Origin of the sequence: Terribacillus saccharophilus, from assembly GCF_002272745.1 — a bacterium.
GTDB lineage: Bacteria > Bacillota > Bacilli > Bacillales > Amphibacillaceae > Terribacillus > Terribacillus saccharophilus_B.
Genome location: NZ_NPBD01000002.1, coordinates 87,663 through 104,834, shown reverse-complemented (window position 1 = coordinate 104,834; position 17,172 = coordinate 87,663). Strand labels below are relative to the sequence as shown.

Genomic DNA, 17,172 nt, shown 5'->3' with positions numbered 1-17,172 from the left:
TTCTCCTCCTTATTTGGATGCTGCTTGTTTCTGATCCTCGACTGTGAACAGACTGCCGTTTCCAAGGCCGGATTCTTTGCCCGGCAATACAAGGTTCATGACGACACCAACTAGTGCTGCTAATGCCATGCTGTTGATCTCCAAGTCTAAATCGGCAATCTGGAAGCGAAGGAAAGCTCCGCCAATTCCAATGACCAAGATGATCGAGCTGATGATTAAGTTACGTTTGTCCCCAAGATCAAGCTGGCTGTCGATCATCGTTCGAAGACCGCTTGCAGCGATTATCCCAAAGAGCATGATGCTCACCCCACCCATGACTGCGGATGGTACTGAGCTGATCAAAGCAGTGATCAACCCGGTAAAACCGAACAGAATAGCAAGTACTGCTGTACCTCCGATGACGAATACACTGAACACTCTTGTGATCGCCAACACCCCAATGTTTTCCCCGTATGTCGTGTTCGGCGGTCCGCCAAGCACGGATGCAATTATTGTCGCGACTCCATCACCTGCCAAAGAAGTGTGCAAACCCGGCTTGACGAGCATGTTTTGATCGACGATTTTGGATAGTGCCAGCTGATGTCCGATATGTTCGGATACGGTTACGACAGCGATAGGCACCATCGTGAAGAATAGTTGCCAGCTGAATACATCAGCGACGTTGTAATCGACAAACGGGATGGTAAAGTTCGGTACAGTGAAGATTCCGCTAAAGAAAGCACCGATAGAATCTGCTGTAACGATTTGGTTCCAAGCTGCCTGTACGCCGCTTGTGTCAACGATTCCTTGTGTGAGGGCGAAGACATACCCACCGATGATTCCGATCAAGACAGGAATCAAACCAAGGAAGCTTTTCAGGAAGATGGACGCTGCTACTGTTATTGCTAATGTGACCAGTGCGATTGTGAAGTATTTTGTGCTGTATTCCCCTGTATCAGGTGCATTCATTGCCATATCCACCGCAGTAGGTGCCAGTGCCAGACCGATAACGATGATGACTGGTCCTACAACTATCGGCGGAAGCAGTTTGATGATACTTTTCAAACCGCCGAGACGGATGGCGATTGCAACTACGCCGTAAGCAAGACCTGCGAAAAAGCTGCCGATCATGGCGCCACCGATTCCGGCAGTTTCAATCGCCTGTGTGATCGGATAGATGAAGGCGAAGCTCGATCCTAGATAAGCTGGTACTGTCCCTCTTGTAATCAGAATGAATGCGAGTGTGCCGACGCCACTTGATACAAGTGTCACTGCCGGATCAAGCCCGGTCAGTGCCGGCACCAGGATAGTGGCACCGAACATTGCGAATAAATGCTGTAAGCTGAATATGATCCATTGATTCCATTTTGGTATGTCGTGTATGTTTAGTGCTGGCTTCATCTGTTTCTCTCCTCTTTTCCCCTATAAAAAAAGCCTCTTCGCGATTATGGTCGCAAAGAGGCACACGTCTGCCACTTCCGTGACGACGTTGTTGCTTGCGACCTTGTAAGCCTCTCTGGACTTCCATTAAAGGTCCTTATTCATTTTCGTAAATATCGACGCTCTCGTAATCATCTGTCTCTTCCAACTCGACGACGATGACTTCTGATTGCGAGGTCGGGATGTTCTTCCCGATATAATCGGCCCGAATCGGTAGTTCCCGATGTCCTCGATCGATTAAAACTGCTAGTTGAATCTGCGCTGGACGTCCCGCGTCCATGATCGCATCCATTGCAGCTCTCACAGTTCTTCCTGTGTATAATACATCATCAATCAAGATGACATTCTTATTCGTTAAATCAGTCCCAAGCTTTACTGGCTGCACCATCGGCTCCTGATTATCAGAGGCATGTGCCAAATCGTCTCGGTATAACGTGATGTCCACTTCTTCAAGCGGTACCGTCACTTGTTCAATTCCTTCTATCTTCTGCTGCAGGCGTTTCGCGATGGGAACACCTCTGGTCTGGATACCGACAAGCACCAAATCTTCCGGTCCTTTATTGCGTTCTAGGATTTCATGTGCAATCCGTGTAAGCGCACGTCCAATTGCAGCCTGATCCAGCAGGGTTGCTTTCTTATTCATTATCTTCCCACCTTCCTTTGAAGCTATGAAAAAACCCCTTATCACCATGAGGCAATAAGGGGCTTGGATACATACGTATCCCGTTCATCTCCGCTTCCTTATCAGCCTCTCTGGACTGTCTTAAAGGTTCTTATTCAACTTCATTCAGTATCGCATGTAGGGGAATGACTGTCAAGCATTGAACTTCAACTTGTCCAATTCATCTTGGAACACAGTTGGAACCGGTGCTTCGAAATGCATCCATTCACCTGAGATCGGATGGTTGAACCCAAGAACCGCAGCGTGCAGCGCTTGTCCATCGATATCCAGCGTTCTACGCGGACCGTATTTTGGATCTCCAGCAAGCGGGTAGCCAATATATTGCATATGCACACGAATCTGATGTGTTCTGCCTGTCTCAAGCTTACACTCAAGATACGTAAATTCTTCAAAGCGCTCCAGCACTTCGAAATGTGTCACAGCAGGCTTTCCGTTTTCAACGACTGCCATTTTCTGACGATCATTTTTATCACGTCCAATTGGTGCTTCAATTGTACCAAACTCATGGTCAATTACACCATGGACAATTGCCCGGTATTTCCGTTCAATGTCATGTTCCTTCAGCATATCCGTCAATTTTTGGTGTGCTTTATCATGCTTAGCGACTACTAGAAGGCCGCTTGTATCCTTATCGATACGATGAACAATCCCTGGGCGCATTGTTCCATTGATGCCAGAAAGATCTTTTAGATGGTAAAGCAGCGCGTGAACCATCGTACCAGACTGATGACCGTTGGATGGATGTACTACCATTCCGCGTGGTTTGTTCACAACTGCAATATCAGCATCTTCATAGATAATCTCAAGCGGTATATTCTCCGCTTCAATTTTCATTTCCTCAGGTTCCGGAATCGACCACTCGATCGCGTCCCCTTCTTGCACAGTATACTTATTTTTAACCTTGGTGCCGTTCACAGTAACTAAATCATCTTTGATCCAGCTCTGAGCCTGACTCCTAGAAACATCCTCCTGGATATCAGATAACAGCTTATCGATGCGCAAGCCTGCTTGCTCGGCTGCGACTGTATGTTCCAACTTACTCATGCTTCTTTTCTTCCTTTCTTTCGCTCATCTAGCAGCATTGCAATAATGATGAGGATTACACCTACAACCAGACAGGAATCCGCCACGTTGAAGATTGGATAATGATAGTCACCGAATCGTGTATCGACGAAATCGACGACTTCCTTGCGAAACAGACGATCGATGAAGTTACCGATAGCTCCGCCAAGTACAAGCGAAAGTCCGGTACTAAACAATTTGCTTTCTTTTCTATATTTCACAATATAGTAGCTGACTATGACAATAACAATCGCTGTTACAAGATAAAAGAACCAAAAATGACCTTCCAATATCCCCCACGCTGCCCCTCGGTTCCGATGGGAAGACAGGTATAGGAAATTATCGATGACCGGAATTGACTCTCCTTCTGTCATATTTTTCACTACTGCCAATTTCGTTAGCTGATCAATGATGATCAGAATAATCGCGATGACAAAATACATGGACTCCATTTCCTCCGTTCAATACAATCTATCTTGCATTTTACCATAGATACGATGAAAAAGATTGTCCAGATAAAAAGAAAGCTCCGCCTAAAAGCGAAGCTTTCTCTTCTTACGCGTGATAGTGTGCTTCCACGATACTTGCACAGCGTGAACATAGTTCAGGATGCTTTTCATCCTGCCCAACTGTGTCAGAAGCAACCCAACAGCGTTCACATCGGTCAGCCGGATGTTTTTCAACTCGGACAGCCACATGCTCATAATCAGCGGCATCTGAATCTGAATCCACCACGTTAGCTTCAGATACGATTAGCAATTGATGCAAATTATCAATTCCTTGAAGCAGCTGTTTCGTTTCATCATCTTTGGCAACGATTGTTAGTTTGGATTCTAATGATTTACCGATGACTTTTTCACTGCGGGCAATTTCCAATGCTTTCAAGACATCATCACGTACTTTGATGAAATGATCCCATTTTGTTAACAGTTCATCATGATCTGCAATTGCTGCAGCTTCTGGGAAGTCTGACAGCTGTATGCTCTCTGCTTTCTCACCAGGGATGTGACTCCATGCTTCCTCAGTTGTATGAGCAAGAATAGGTGCAAGCATTTGCAGAAGCGCTTTTACGATTTCGTAATATGCAGTCTGAATGCTGCGGCGTGCTGGATGATCAGCAGCTTCGATATAAAGGATATCTTTACCGAAATCAAGGTAGAACGCACTAAGTTCTACAGAACAGAAGCTTAGGATTGCAGAATATACATCCGCAAATTCATATTTGTCATAGCTTGCGCGTACGTGCTTAGTCAAATCAGAAAGCTTCGCAAGCATATAACGATCCACTTCCACCATATCAGCATGCGCTACGCTGTCCTTAGCAGGATCAAAATCATGCAAGTTGGCAAGCAAGAAGCGGAATGTATTCCGGAGTTTGCGGTAGCCCTCAGATGTCTGCTTGATGATCTCATCAGAGATGCGGACATCGGATTGATAATCAACGGAAGCAACCCATAGACGGAGGATATCCGCACCATATTGCTTCATGATTTTCGCGGGTACAACAATGTTACCCAGCGATTTACTCATTTTCTTGCCTTTACCGTCCAATGCAAATCCGTGGCTAAGAACTGCTTTGTACGGTGCTTTACCTGTTACAGCAACAGAAGTCGTCAAGGAAGAGTTGAACCAGCCGCGATATTGGTCGGAGCCTTCCAAGTAAAGGTCAGCTGGACGCTGCAATTCCGGACGGTTTACTAATACACCCTGGTGAGAGGAGCCAGAATCAAACCATACGTCCATGATATCTGTTTCTTTCGTGAAGATGCCGTTCGGGCTATGCTCGGAAGTAAACCCTTCTGGCAATAGATCTTTCGCTTCTCTTTCGAACCAGATATTAGAACCATGCTCAAGGAACAGGTCGGAAACATGCTGGATCGTTTCTTCTGTGATGATTGGTTCGCCATTTTCGCCGTAGAATACAGGAATCGGAACACCCCATGCACGCTGACGGGAAATACACCAGTCTTCGCGATCACGGAACATGTTATAGAGACGTGTTTCGCCCCATTTCGGGAACCATTCCACTTCCTTAATCTGTTCGATGATTTGCTCGCGGAATGCTTTGATGGAAGCGAACCATTGAGCAGTTGCACGATAGATGACCGGTTTCTTCGTACGCCAGTCATGCGGGTAAGAATGCGTGAAGAACTCAAGTTTTAGTAATGCGCCTTTTTCTTCAAGCAGTTCTGTGATCTCTTTGTTTGCCGTATCATAGAATACACCTTCAAAACCTGGAGCTTCATTTGTGAATACACCTTTATCATCTAATGGGCTGATGATTGGCAGCTTATATTTCTGGCTGGCGAAGAAATCTTCCTCCCCGTGTCCAGGTGCTGTGTGTACGCAGCCTGTACCGCTGTCTGTCGTAACATGTTCGCCTAGGATGATCAAAGATTCACGGTCATAGAAAGGATGCTGTGTTGTTACATACTCCGCTTCTTTTCCTTTGAATGTTTTCAGTACTTCCGGACTGCTCCATTCAAGTGTTTCTGTAACGTTGCTCAGCAAATCTTCTGCTACGACATATTTTTCGCTGCCCACTTGCGCTACCACATATGTCACTTCTGGATGAAGCGAGATCGCGACGTTAGCAGGCAATGTCCAAGGAGTTGTTGTCCAGATGATGAATTTCTCGTCACCTTGGAACAGGTTTTTACCGTCTTTTACTTGGAAAGCTACATAAATTGATGCAGAGCGTTTGTCTTGGTACTCGATTTCCGCTTCTGCCAAAGCAGATTCAGAAGATGGAGACCAGTATACTGGCTTCATACCTTTGTAGATGTAGCCGCGTTCTGCCATTTCACCGAACACTTTAATCTGTGCTGCTTCATAATCCTTTGTCAATGTGATATAAGGATTATCCCAATCACCGCGAACACCTAGCTGCTTAAACTGCGTGCGCTGATTGTTGATTTGCTGCATCGCATATTCCGCGCAAAGACGGCGGAATTCTGCAACCGTCATTTTCTTGCGGTCAACCTTCTTCTTCGTAAGCGCTTGTTCAATCGGTAGTCCGTGTGTATCCCAGCCCGGAACATATGGTGCATGGAAGCCAGACATTGATTTATAGCGAACGATAAAGTCCTTCAGTACTTTGTTAAGCGCATGGCCCATATGAAGGTCACCATTGGCATATGGAGGTCCGTCATGCAAGACGAAGAGCGGACGCCCTTCCGTTCTTTCCTGCACTTTTTTGTAGATGTTTTGTTCTTCCCATTCCTGCTGCATTTTTGGTTCTTTGTTCGGCAGGTTGCCGCGCATCGGGAAAGCCGTTTCCGGCATCAGCAATGTTTCTTTGTAATCCAATGTTTTTTCCTCCTTATGATGACCGATAATTTTGGGCAAAAAAAGGAGTCCCTCATCATCCCAGAAGGGACGAGAGAGACTCGCGGTACCACCCTTATAGACAGACTAATATCGTCTATCCACTCGAATTCGTAACGTGAATGAGACGTCCATTTCTACTGCTTGCGGTTCGAATGGAAACTAGCGGGTGATGTTCGAAAGAGATACCGTACCAGGCTCTCACCTTCCCTGGCTCGCTTTGAAAGCGGTATGGACTCCCTACTGTCCCGATCACAGTCTTTATATCATGGTCATGTTGTTTGCTAATAATAGTAAAATTATATGTAAGTTTGCGAAAAACGTCAAGCTCGCATTAATCTGCCGGTTCTTCCTCAGGTTCGTAAGCAACTTCTGTTGCAAACAATCCGTCCCAGTCATCTGTTTCAATCATCTCAAGCTGTGCTTCTACAAGCATCTTCAAACGAGTACGGAAGACTTTAGCCTGTTTCTTCAAATCCTCTACTTCTAAAGCAATCTGACGAGACTTTGTAAGGGACTCATTGATGATGCGGTCTGCATTTTTTTCTGCTTCCTTAATGATCAGCTTGGACTCTTTCATTGCATTGCCTTTCACTTCTTCAGCAGTCTCCTGCGCCACAAGGATTGACTTATTTAGTGTCGTTTCAATATTGTTGAAATGACCAAGTCGTTCTTCGAGCTGCTGCATGCGCTCTTCCAAATCCTTCTTCTCACGGATGATAATCTCATAATCCTTGATTACCCTGTCGAGGAAGTCGTTTACATCATCTTCATCATAACCGCGGAATCCGCGGGCGAACTCCTTATTGTGAATATCCAAAGGTGTTAATGGCACGACGGCCACCTCCTGTTAAAGAATCTAAAATAGCTGTTATTCGACAAAGATAGCATAAAATAACCGTTACGGCTACTTTAATTTTTCCAATGTAATTCGCTGCTTGTCCTTCTTTGTTGTACCTTTTACTTCTGCAAGCTTGCCTCTGCCCATACCTCGCAGGGACAGGAGATCTCCCTCAGCCAGCTGAAAGCTGACATCCTCGACTGTCTTGAAATTTACTTTGACAAGACCTTTTTGAATACGCTCAGCTGCCTGCTGGCGTGACATATGATAGAGCTCCTTTATGATAGCATCCAGCCTAAGAGAGGAAACAGTTGTTTCGCTAGTAACCCATTCCACCTCTTCAGGCCTGAACCGTTTTGGATCCACTGATTCCCATGATACCTTGGCTCTTTTGACTTCAACTAAATTCGCACGTATGTATGTAGCAATGTCTGATGTAGTGAAAAGTTGGATTACGCCTTCGCCCACACTGATATCACCCATTTTTTTACGATCAATCCCAAGGGAAAGGAAGGATCCCATTACATCACGGTGTTCAAGTGTGACAAACTTATCGGGATAAGTAGCCTCGAGCAGCTCGATACTAAAATCCTCAAGTGTTACTGTATCATAAAGCGGTGCAATGATTCCCCGCTTTCTTTCCGCTTTCTCCGTTCCGCCTGACAGTGCCCACTGCAGTTCAGTTTGACCGCCTAACAGCTGCCTGAAGATAAGCTGTTCCCGGGGATCCAGGAAATCGGTCACCCGGGGCTGGTATTGACGTTCCACTTGTTCCATCCAGGAAAGTATCTGGTCGATAAAAGGACGTTCCTCTTCCCGGTAATGCTGATAGATACTCACGTTACGTTGTACTCCTCATCAATAGAAAATCATATAGTAAATGGTTCTTACTCCACTTTCCGCTAAGCGCAAAACAATGATCCCAACGATCGGAGACAAATCAATCATTCCTAGCGGTGGAATGAACCGTCGAAATACATCTAAATATGGTTCACAGATCCGACCTAGCATTTCGCCGAAAGCGGACTGCCTGGCTCCCGGGAACCATGACATGAGGATATAGATGATCAACGCAAAGGAATATACTGTGAAAGCTGTACTAATTATGTTCAAAAGCATTTGCTTCTACCACCTCTTATTATAGTCATCCTGCTCCTCTATCATATCGGATATACTGCCGGCAAGTTCAATATTGTCCGGAGCACACAGGAAGGTTTGACTGCCCAGTTTCTGGATATCTCCATTGAGGGCGTAGACTGTACCGCTAAGAAAATCGACGATCCGTTTTGCCTGATGATGGTCTACACGCTGCAAATTGAGCACGACTGCTCTTCTGTTCACAACATGATCGGCTATTTCCTGCGCTTCGTTATATGTCCTCGGCTCACAAAGAACTACTTTAGAGGAGGATTGTACACTTTTCAGGCTGACAACGTTCTGATTTTGGTTACGCTCTCTCCCGCTCTGTGGATACGGCTCGATTTCCTCTTGTTCGTTCGGCTGTTCTTCGACGTATTCATATTCTTCATCATCTACAGTAAAGAAATTTCTCATCTTATTTTTGAAACTCATTTTCTTCACCTCGCTTATTTATATGGACCTACAAGAGCAGAACCGACCCGGACATGAGTTGCTCCTTCTTCTATCGCGATTGTGTAATCATTACTCATTCCCATGGATAAGAATGTACAAGGTGCATGCAGCATACCTGCAGCTTTCACTTCATCTCGAAGCTGCCTCAAGCCGCTGAACACACTGCGAAGTACATCTTCCTTCTCTGTATTCGGTGCCATTGTCATCAAGCCGACAACTTCAATTGCTGGAAATTCTGCAAGCTTCTGGATAAAGACAAGTGTTTCATCAGGTGATACACCTGACTTGGTAGCTTCTCCGCTCACATTAATTTGGACAAAGCATTTGACTTTCTTTGTTGCACGCTTTTGAATTTCCTTAGCAAGTGACAATCTGTCTAATGCATGCAGATAGTCCACCTGATTGATGACATCTTTTACTTTCCTTGTTTGCAGACTGCCGATGAAATGCCATACAGCTTTTTCTCCAATAACTGCCTGCTTCTCAAGAAAACCCTCGATCCGATTCTCGCCCAAATCGACAATACCAGCATCGACAGCTTCTTCTGTTCGTTCAATTGTAACATATTTCGTAACGGCAAGGAGTGTTATATCCTCGGAATTTCGGCCGGTTTTGGCCGCTGCCGAATTAATATCCTGCTGGATTTGTTTCAAATTCTCTTGTACTGTATTCATGTTTGCTCCTCTTTCATCCCGATAAAACCGATCATCCTGCCGGTTTTTCCTTGATCTTCCCGATGCGAATAAAATTCTGGGGAATCGTATGTACAATATGCTGCTGTAAGTATGTTTTCTTCCAGAATGCCTGCATGCAGCAGGTACAGTCGATTAAGCATCTGCAGATCAAGATAGTATCGGTCAGATCCGCTTGGTGCTAGCACTTTAGCCCGGAATTCCTCGGGTATCTGCTGTACAATATGATCGTCCACTTCATATCTGTTCTTCGATATACATGGTCCGATCATCGCTTGTATACTTTCCTTGTTTGCTCCATTTGTACAAAGAGCTTCAACCATTTCCCCTGCCATATTTGAGACAGTTCCGCGCCAGCCAGCGTGTGCCATTCCAATCCACTCACTTGTGCTATCGAAAAAATAAAGAGGTACGCAGTCAGCAAAGAAAGCAGCTAGAAGCATACCTTTTTCATTGGTGATAAGGCCATCCACCGATGGGAGGCTGTCAGTTAATTCCCGACTTCCGCGACCAGCTTCACTTCTTGTAGCGACTGCAATTTCTGTCCCATGGACTTGTTCTCCTAATACCCATGTCTCGAGAGGAAATTGAATAGCTTCGGCAAGTAGCTGACGGTTCCGGACGACATCTTCTGGCTTATCGCCAACATGCAGCCCCATATTCAAACTATCATAAGGTGCTTTGCTCACACCATTGTATTTTGTTGTAATACCGCTGACGATGTTAGTAGGAACTGACCATCCGCCAAGCTCCATATACATCCCCTTTAGGTTGGAAGCTGTTTCTTTCATATGGTACTCACTCCTCTGATTGCTTTTATAGTACCATATTTCTGCTGTATTCTGTACAAGATTACTTGCTCGCCATTTCCGTAACAGGTGCTTGCTCAGGACTTTTGATTAAGATGACATCTGTACCAATCGTGATGATCTGATTCCATGGAACGACTAATTCTTCTTCCTTTCCGAAAAGTCCCATCATCTTCCCGCGAAGTGTCACGACAATTGCTGATATATGACCATTTTGTTCATTGATCTCCAAATCAGACACATTCCCTACTTTTTTCCCATTCTCCATCAAAACAATATCCTTCATTTGCAATTCGGTTAGAGTCATCAATACTTGGCCCCTTTGCTTTTTTCTTTTAGTCTATGCGGCCAAGCTTATGAATTAGCATATAAATATAAAAGAGATTGAGACAAGAGAATTTTAGCTAAACAAAAATCCGAACAATGCAAATTTCTCAATGAATTTGCACCGTTCGGATTTTTATTCAGATTACGTGTATTAAACCCGCTCCAGCAGAATACTTCGCTTTCCGCGGGCACTGCCTCACTCGAACATTTGTTTATTCATCTCTTCAATTGCTGCTTTTTCCAAACGAGATACTTGTGCTTGAGATATACCGATTTCATCTGCGACTTCCATCTGTGTCTTGCCTTGGAAGAAACGCTTATTCAGTATCATTTTCTCCCTTTCATTCAGACGATGCATTCCCTCTTTTAACGAAAGGTTATCCAGCCAGTTAGCATCATTTTCCGACTCGCTGCGAAGCTGATCCAAAACGAATATCGGGTCACCACCATCGTTATATATCGGCTCGAACAAGGAAACCGGATCTTGTATGGCATCCATTGCAAATGTTATATCAGAAGGCTGCACGCCAAGCTCGGCAGCGATCTCTGCTGTTGTTGGATCTTTAGAAGTTTTCGCGATCAGCTGCTCACGTACTTGCAAAGCTTTGTATGCCGTATCACGCAAGGAACGTGACACACGAATCGGATTGTTGTCTCTTAAGTAGCGGCGAATTTCTCCAATGATCATCGGCACTGCGTATGTAGAAAAACGCACATTATGCTTCAAATCGAAATTATCAATGGATTTCATTAGTCCAATACAGCCTACTTGAAAAAGATCGTCGACATATTCACCTCGGTTATTGAAGCGCTGAATAACACTGAGCACCAGGCGGAGATTTCCATTGACGAGTTCTTCACGGGCTGAAATGTCGTCTTCTTGCTGCATGCGGATGAATAGCTTTTTCATTTCCTCATTTTTGAGTACTGGCAGTTTTGAAGTATCTACTCCACATATTTCTACTTTCTGTCTCGACATGTTACTTGACCTCCCGAATGAAGATACGATGCAAGCACAGTATCTCCCCGTGGGAATTTTTTTATGCAAAGACAAAAAGTGCCTGACATTGTCCGACATAGGACAAATACAGGCACCAGTAAGGCTTAGATCATTTTATTAAATTCTTTTTGCAGTCGGCGGATAATTTTTTTCTCCAGACGCGAAATGTAGGATTGAGAGATACCAAGCATATCAGCCACATCTTTTTGCGTTTTTTCTTCCTGACCTATAAGTCCAAAGCGCAGTTCCATGATTTGCTTTTCTCTGTCATTAAGCTGTTCCAATGCTCTTTTTAATAAATTCTTATCTACATTTTTCTCGATATCCTTCGTAATGATATCGTCATCTGTTCCGAGAACATCTGATAAAAGCAATTCATTGCCATCCCAATCAATATTGAGCGGTTCATCAAAACTTATTTCTGATTTTAGTTTGCTATTCCGACGTAAATACATGAGGATTTCATTTTCGATACAGCGGGAAGCATAAGTTGCAAGCTTGATTTTCTTCTCTGGATTGAAAGTATTCACTGCTTTAATCAAACCGATTGTCCCAATACTAATCAAATCTTCAATATTGATACCTGTGTTTTCGAACTTCCGCGCTATATACACCACTAGGCGAAGATTGCGCTCTATGAGCATCGCCCTTGCTGATTTATCGCCTGTCGGCAGAAGCTGGAGCAATTTGAACTCCTCTTCCTTCGATAAAGGCGGAGGCAGAGCCTCGCTGCCGCCGATATAGTAGATTTCCTTTCGCTTAATCTTTAGTTTCACAAGAATTTTGTACCACCATATTTTTATCTTCCATGCTTTCATTCCCATGTTTATCTCCCTTCTCCTTAGCCCGCTTGCGTGCTGGCATCGTGTATAAGTGACGGATGAAGCAGACAGTGATAACGGCGATCTGCGGTAAGATTGCCGAATTGAATTCCAATCCAGACCCGGTCTGTTTCGATCGGGTTTTGATCCATTTCAATCAGGATGCTATCCGGCTTTAAAACCAACATAAGTGCGCCTTCTCCATTCACACCCTGATACGGAACAACAGAAAATTCATATGGCCAATCCTCCGACAGTAAACCCAAATCCAAATTGTCGTTTGCTTGAGCTAACAGATGCCAATCTTCTTCATTGAACCAGTTTCGTAAAAAAAGTTGATCACAGATTACGACAGGCCGCTTCGTCAACGGATCAGACAGATGATTCCCGCTATCGATGAAGCCGTCTGTTTTATGTGCAATGCCATTGATGCTCACTTGAACGGTGTGAAGCTGATCGTAACGGAATTGTTCAAAGCGCTGCTTGTCCATTCTGCTTTTAGTAAAGTACAAAGCAATTGGAAACATGATAGCTACGAAAAGCCAGCTGACGTGATCACCATATCCTGTGCTTACAGTCAAAAAAGAAGCAGGAGTGAATGCAGCTTGAGTCTGCAGCATATAATGGATGGCGAATAGACTGCCGCCTGCTGCAAAGGTAATAAAATAAAAAAGCAGCAGCATCTTAAGAAAACGGGTGACAGACCGGAATCCGAAAGCAATCCAGATGATTAGCATGGAAAAAAGTAATTTACCTGCTGGGTGGGCCAGAAAGCTATCCGGAAAATAGACTGTTACTGGAACAATGAGTGAAGCAACAACGGCGCCTGCAAATATACGAAGCTTGGGTACTTGCAACCTTGCAATTGCTTGCGTGCATAATAGCAGCAGCCAGTCCAAGAAAAGATTGAGTGTCCAGACTGCATCCAGATAGATTGTCACGTCAGCTCTTCCCTTCTTCTTTAATAGATGAAGCTAGTATAACGGAGAGCCGATTCAGATGCTGTCAGTTTATGCACCCAGCACCGCACTATTTTTATGTATTTTCCGCCTAATTTGTCTAACATTTCTTGGCATAAAAAAAAGGATAGCATCATAGGATGCTATCCTTTTTTTTGAAATTTCCTAGAACTCACTTATAAAAAATCAAACAAGGAGATGGTCTTTTTTTCAAAGAGGATTAAGCCACTGTTCATAATTAGAATACAAGGTTGTATTTAAGACAACAGCTCATTATAATGCCGGTTCATTCTTTTTGATCTCAATTCCCTTCTCATTAAGTAATTGTCTGCTAACAAAAACACTCCCCTTTAGATATTTGCATCTAGAGGAGAGTAACCTTAAAATGTATCTTTATTAATTATCTTCTTAATGGCCGTATATTTTAATTTTCTTAGACCAAATATTCGAATAAGCACCTTTGTTATTATATAAACTAGCTACAACAGTTGTAGTTGTTGTTTTCTTCACATGTTTAAGATTAAATGATTTCCATGGACTTGAATTAGAGAAATAACCACTCTGAGAACTACCATAACCCATTGAAACTGAATTCCCTACAGAAAGAATCATATCATAATCTATTCTACCACATTTACCATTTTGCTCTAATTTAGCATCAACAGTAGTCGCTCTAGTTGTGTATGTTTGTGCATCAGTTATCAATCTAACTTTGCAACTACTACTAAACCCACCACCTGGACTTTGCCAACTTGTATAAGTAGCAGCCTCAACCTTGCCTCCCGGAGCTATGAATATCATAAAACTCGCAATAAGAATTGGTAATAAAAACAGATGCCTTTTTTTCATAAATTTTTCCTCCTTTATATAATACTTAGATATTATATAAAAATAAGGATAATTTGTAAATGAAGATTTAGCATATAGGTAAAATTTGGAGATTAAAAAAAGATTGTAGAAAACGTATAGTTTTCTACAATCTTTTTTTTAATCTGTTTGAATACTATCTTGCTAGAAATTATTATTTTCTGCGGTTGCGATTGCGAAGGAATGTCGGGATATCCAATGTATCCTCTTCCTGCTTACGCGGCTGTTGCTGCTGCGGAGATGGTGTTTCTCGGCGCAGTTCTTCCCGCTCTCTTCTTCTTTCCGAAGTTGCCGGCTGTTGCGTGCTTTGTGTTTCCTTCTCTGCCGGACGTGCTTTCGGACGAGGAGCATTCATAGCTTGCTGGATTTGAGCTTCATCGAAACCTGTCGCAATGACAGTCACAACGATTTCATCTTTCAAATCTTCATTGATAACAGAACCGAAGATTACGTTCACTTCCTGGTCAGCTGCACTCGTTACGATATCAGCTGCTTCCTGTACTTCATACAGGCTTAGGTTCGTACCGCCGGAGATATTCATAAGAACACCGTGTGCTCCATCAATAGAAGTCTCTAGCAACGGAGAGCTGATAGCTTTCTTCGCAGCCTCAGTCGCGCGGTTTTCACCAGTTGCAATACCGATACCCATAAGTGCTGATCCTTTATCTGCCATGATCGTCTTCACGTCAGCAAAATCGACGTTGATCAAACCAGGTACGGCAATTAATTCGGAAATACCTTGTACACCTTGACGAAGGACATTATCCGCTTCACGGAATGCCTCAAGCATCGGCGTGTTTTTATCGACAATTTCAAGTAAGCGGTCATTCGGGATGACGATAAGTGTATCTACGCTGCCCTTAAGAGCATCTGTTCCAGCTAAAGCCTGTGTCTGACGCTTACGTCCCTCGAATGAGAAAGGACGTGTAACGATTCCGACTGTCAGTGCGCCAAGCTCTTTGGCTATCTGTGCGATAACTGGTGCAGCACCTGTACCAGTTCCGCCGCCCATGCCGGCTGTAACGAATACCATGTCGGCTCCTTGAAGAACTTCCTGGATTTGTTCTTTGCTTTCTTCTGCTGCTTTGCGACCTACTTCCGGGTTGGCACCAGCACCAAGACCGCGAGTCAGCTTCGCACCAATTTGCATTTTGACATCTGCTTTAGATAGATTCAATGCCTGTGAGTCAGTGTTCACTGCAATAAAGTCTACGCCTTGGACGCCATGTTCGATCATTCGGTTGACGGCGTTGCTTCCGCCACCGCCGACGCCGATGACTTTTATTGTCGCTAATGTTTCCATATTTGTGTCAAACTCTAACATCTTAACGTCCTCCTATTTACAAACCGTCGTCTCCATCAATTGGTCTGACGTGTCTGTCTTAATCGAAAAAGTACTTGAACAGGTTAGCAATACCTGATTCTTTCTTTTTTTCTTCGCCTTTTTTCTTTTCTGATTTAGCAGGTTTCGCCGGTCTTCTTTCCGGCTCATCGAAGTCTCCCTCTGTTACAGCAGAGAAGATCTCCTTCCCTTGTATTCTCGCATTCCGATAGGCAAATTGCAAGATTCCCACGGCGCTTGTAAACTGCGGTTCCCGCACTCCTAGATAATCCGGGATCGCAAGTCTTACATTCGCTTGGAAGCAGTCCTGTGCCAGTTCAAGCATACCTGGCATCATGGATGTTCCTCCGGTGAGGACATAGCCGCCCGGGAGTTCCTGGAAGCCCATACGCTTGATTTCGCTATCAGCGTATGCAAATATCTCCTCAACGCGGGCTTCTACGATATCCGCGACATCAAGCTGGGAAAAGTTTTGTTTTTTGTTGCTGCCGATAATCGAAGCTTCGAATGTCTCTTCCTCTCTGGCATCATCGTAGAAAGCATGTCCATATCCAATTTTGATTTCTTCCGCTTGTTCAGAGGAAGTCTTCAGCCCGATAGATATATCCTTGCTAATATTCTCGCCGCCAAGAGGAACGACGCTAGTTGCCATTAGCTGGTCATTGCCGAACACAGAGACAGTCGTATTGCCTCCGCCGATGTCGATTAAACCGACACCAAGGTTCTTTTCATCCTCCGAAAGGGCGACAGCCCCTGCAGCCAATGGCTGCAGACATATATCCATCACTTCTAAGTTGGCTTTCTCGACGCATTTCAATAGATTATGTAAGACTGTTCGGGAACAGGTAATAATTGTCCCTTCCATTTCTAATCGTACACCGATCATGCCACGCGGGTCATTGATACCGTCCAATCCATCTACGATGAACTGTTTTGGAACCACATCGACTATCTCACGTTCTGGCGGAATGGACACAACCTGTGCCGCGTCAAGTACACGTGCAATATCCTCATTGTCTATCTCTCTGGTTTCACTGGATACAGCCACCACACCATGACATGGATGCAGTTGAATCTGATTACCATTGACACCGACGACTACACGTTCGATTTGCATACCGACCATCCGCTCTGCTTGTTCAACAGCAGTACGAATCGATTGGACTGTTTGATCGATATCGACGATGGCGCCTTTTTTCAGGCCTTTAGATTTTGCCGTACCGACACCGATTATGTTAAGGGAATCCTGAAATACTTCCCCGATAACCACTTTAATATTTGATGTTCCTACATCTAAGCTGACTAAAATTTCACTGTTGTTCACGTAAGGCACCTCCTAATCCTAGAGACATGTCGCCCAGCATTGTTTTACATTTTCGTTTCATAAATTAACATTTGTATTGAGACACGCATAATTATAACAAATTTCAC

Annotated in this window: 18 protein-coding genes and 1 other annotated feature; all 18 genes read right to left on the bottom strand. The window is 44.1% G+C overall.

Translation table 11 applies throughout. The features are described 5' to 3' along the window. Nucleotides 1–9: 9 nt before the first annotated feature. The 18 genes from CHH58_RS02370 to ftsA all read right to left on the bottom strand — a co-directional run bounded on the left by CHH58_RS02370 (nt 10) and on the right by ftsA (nt 17,065). On the bottom strand, nt 10–1,380 hold the full coding sequence (locus CHH58_RS02370) for a solute carrier family 23 protein (protein WP_095261967.1): 1,371 nt from the start codon (nt 1,378–1,380) through the stop codon (nt 10–12). A gap of 136 nt (nt 1,381–1,516) precedes the next feature. Then, a complete protein-coding gene (pyrR, locus tag CHH58_RS02365) occupies nt 1,517–2,062 on the bottom strand; it encodes a bifunctional pyr operon transcriptional regulator/uracil phosphoribosyltransferase PyrR (protein WP_095230955.1) in 546 nt (181 codons plus the stop codon). A gap of 171 nt (nt 2,063–2,233) precedes the next feature. After that, nucleotides 2,234–3,145 carry an RluA family pseudouridine synthase gene (locus CHH58_RS02360; protein WP_095232560.1) on the bottom strand — a complete coding sequence of 304 codons (912 nt, stop codon included), beginning with the start codon at nt 3,143–3,145 and terminating at the stop codon, nt 2,234–2,236. Then, nucleotides 3,142–3,606 carry a signal peptidase II gene (gene lspA / locus CHH58_RS02355; protein ID WP_095230957.1) on the bottom strand — a complete coding sequence of 155 codons (465 nt, stop codon included), beginning with the start codon at nt 3,604–3,606 and terminating at the stop codon, nt 3,142–3,144. Before lspA ends, CHH58_RS02360 begins: the two co-directional genes overlap by 4 nt. Before the next feature lie 112 nt (nt 3,607–3,718). After that, the gene (ileS, locus tag CHH58_RS02350; protein WP_095234576.1) at nt 3,719–6,472 is read right to left on the bottom strand and encodes an isoleucine--tRNA ligase; all 2,754 of its coding nucleotides are present in this window, start codon (nt 6,470–6,472) and stop codon (nt 3,719–3,721) included. 62 nt (nt 6,473–6,534) lie between these two features. Continuing rightward, nucleotides 6,535–6,755 (bottom strand) — a binding site (T-box leader). Between the two features lie 69 nt (nt 6,756–6,824). After that, a complete protein-coding gene (locus tag CHH58_RS02345) occupies nt 6,825–7,325 on the bottom strand; it encodes a DivIVA domain-containing protein (protein ID WP_095230959.1) in 501 nt (166 codons plus the stop codon). Between the two features lie 72 nt (nt 7,326–7,397). Next, the gene (locus tag CHH58_RS02340; RefSeq protein ID WP_095261966.1) at nt 7,398–8,171 is read right to left on the bottom strand and encodes an RNA-binding protein; all 774 of its coding nucleotides are present in this window, start codon (nt 8,169–8,171) and stop codon (nt 7,398–7,400) included. A gap of 18 nt (nt 8,172–8,189) precedes the next feature. Then, nucleotides 8,190–8,450, bottom strand: coding sequence for a YggT family protein (locus CHH58_RS02335; protein ID WP_095261965.1), 261 nt, complete (start codon nt 8,448–8,450; stop codon nt 8,190–8,192). 6 nt (nt 8,451–8,456) lie between these two features. Next, nucleotides 8,457–8,903 (bottom strand): cell division protein SepF, encoded by a 447-nt coding sequence (locus CHH58_RS02330; protein WP_095232557.1) that lies wholly within the window; start codon nt 8,901–8,903, stop codon nt 8,457–8,459. Nucleotides 8,904–8,917: 14 nt separating this feature from the next. Next, nucleotides 8,918–9,598, bottom strand: a complete 681-nt coding sequence (locus tag CHH58_RS02325; RefSeq protein WP_095232556.1) for a YggS family pyridoxal phosphate-dependent enzyme — start codon at nt 9,596–9,598, stop codon at nt 8,918–8,920. Continuing rightward, nucleotides 9,595–10,407, bottom strand: coding sequence for a peptidoglycan editing factor PgeF (pgeF, locus tag CHH58_RS02320; protein WP_249275011.1), 813 nt, complete (start codon nt 10,405–10,407; stop codon nt 9,595–9,597). The genes CHH58_RS02325 and pgeF overlap by 4 nt, the downstream gene beginning before the upstream one ends. A 61-nt stretch (nt 10,408–10,468) precedes the next feature. Continuing rightward, on the bottom strand, nt 10,469–10,732 hold the full coding sequence (locus CHH58_RS02315; protein WP_095230964.1) for a YlmC/YmxH family sporulation protein: 264 nt from the start codon (nt 10,730–10,732) through the stop codon (nt 10,469–10,471). A gap of 216 nt (nt 10,733–10,948) precedes the next feature. Next, a complete protein-coding gene (gene sigG, locus CHH58_RS02310) occupies nt 10,949–11,731 on the bottom strand; it encodes an RNA polymerase sporulation sigma factor SigG (protein ID WP_095223034.1) in 783 nt (260 codons plus the stop codon). A gap of 125 nt (nt 11,732–11,856) precedes the next feature. After that, on the bottom strand, nt 11,857–12,576 hold the full coding sequence (gene sigE / locus CHH58_RS02305; RefSeq protein WP_373554109.1) for an RNA polymerase sporulation sigma factor SigE: 720 nt from the start codon (nt 12,574–12,576) through the stop codon (nt 11,857–11,859). A 17-nt stretch (nt 12,577–12,593) separates the two neighbouring features. Continuing rightward, a complete protein-coding gene (gene spoIIGA, locus CHH58_RS02300) occupies nt 12,594–13,514 on the bottom strand; it encodes a sigma-E processing peptidase SpoIIGA (RefSeq protein WP_095261964.1) in 921 nt (306 codons plus the stop codon). 426 nt (nt 13,515–13,940) lie between these two features. Beyond that, nucleotides 13,941–14,381, bottom strand: coding sequence for a cell wall-binding protein (locus CHH58_RS02295; RefSeq protein WP_095261963.1), 441 nt, complete (start codon nt 14,379–14,381; stop codon nt 13,941–13,943). 172 nt (nt 14,382–14,553) lie between these two features. Next, the gene (gene ftsZ, locus CHH58_RS02290) at nt 14,554–15,723 is read right to left on the bottom strand and encodes a cell division protein FtsZ (protein ID WP_095230966.1); all 1,170 of its coding nucleotides are present in this window, start codon (nt 15,721–15,723) and stop codon (nt 14,554–14,556) included. Nucleotides 15,724–15,781: 58 nt separating this feature from the next. Then, nucleotides 15,782–17,065: a cell division protein FtsA gene (ftsA, locus tag CHH58_RS02285; RefSeq protein ID WP_095230967.1), complete on the bottom strand. Its 1,284-nt coding sequence runs from the start codon at nt 17,063–17,065 to the stop codon at nt 15,782–15,784. Nucleotides 17,066–17,172: the final 107 nt, after the last annotated feature.